The following is a 728-nucleotide window of genomic DNA, read 5'->3' as shown; positions in this document are numbered from 1 at the left end:
AGTTTCCATCTATAAGATGGTTTTCCGCTTCCTTAATTCGCGAAAAGTTTGATTATAGAACTTTTAACACGCTAGACGCGATAACGCTGATTGAGTGCGAACTGGCCATCATTTCCTTTCGGCGCGGACCTAATGAAAGCCTTCTTGAAGCTGCAGCAAATGACAGAAAGTTATCCACCATCGCAAGCGAGTTAATAGAAACGAGGAACTCTAGGCCGATGTCGCGACTTCATTCTGAAGCCGACATTCTAATAGTTGTCGATAACATGGATTCATCCTCTTCGCAGGGAATCTACGAGACAGAGCTCCTGCGTGAAGTGGCTGATTATTTTAGCATCGTCCCTGGTGCCTCCATTCTTGCGGTTTGCGTACCGATGGACTACGAAATTGGGTTGAATTACTCGTTTAAGGCACTGCTTGACAAACGACGAGTAGAAGATCTTCTCGCAAGCCTTGGCATGCAGCGCCTGAAACGGATTGATGCCTGGTATATTCGCACCGAGGCCCTGCGTAGGAACCCTTGAATCAGTCGGCTACGGCAAGTGCATCCCCGGCGGTCCGTACGCCGACCGTGGCGACCCATCCGGTGCGCTTGGAACGGTCGATAGGTTCCGTCTGGCGCGTGATTGCGCCGCAGCTCTCTGCTGATGGTCGACGCGGACCTGTTCAGCTGGTTCGCGATCTCCCGCAACGTGTGACCGCGACGACGAGACGAAGGTCCGCGATGG

1 protein-coding gene and 1 pseudogene are annotated in these 728 nt (G+C 52.3%); one reads left to right on the top strand and one right to left on the bottom strand.

The window, feature by feature from the left end:
• Nucleotides 1-524: hypothetical protein (locus FK268_RS25175; RefSeq protein WP_231707237.1), on the top strand; the 524-nt coding region annotated here is incomplete at its 5' end.
• A 59-nt stretch (nt 525-583) separates the two neighbouring features.
• Here the strand turns inward: FK268_RS25175 and FK268_RS25170 are convergent.
• Nucleotides 584-728, bottom strand: a pseudogene (locus FK268_RS25170) (helix-turn-helix domain-containing protein); the annotation flags it as partial.

It is taken from the genome of Tsukamurella sputi, from assembly GCF_007858445.1.
Taxonomy (GTDB): domain Bacteria; phylum Actinomycetota; class Actinomycetes; order Mycobacteriales; family Mycobacteriaceae; genus Tsukamurella; species Tsukamurella sputi.
This window is presented reverse-complemented; position numbering and strand designations above follow the sequence as displayed.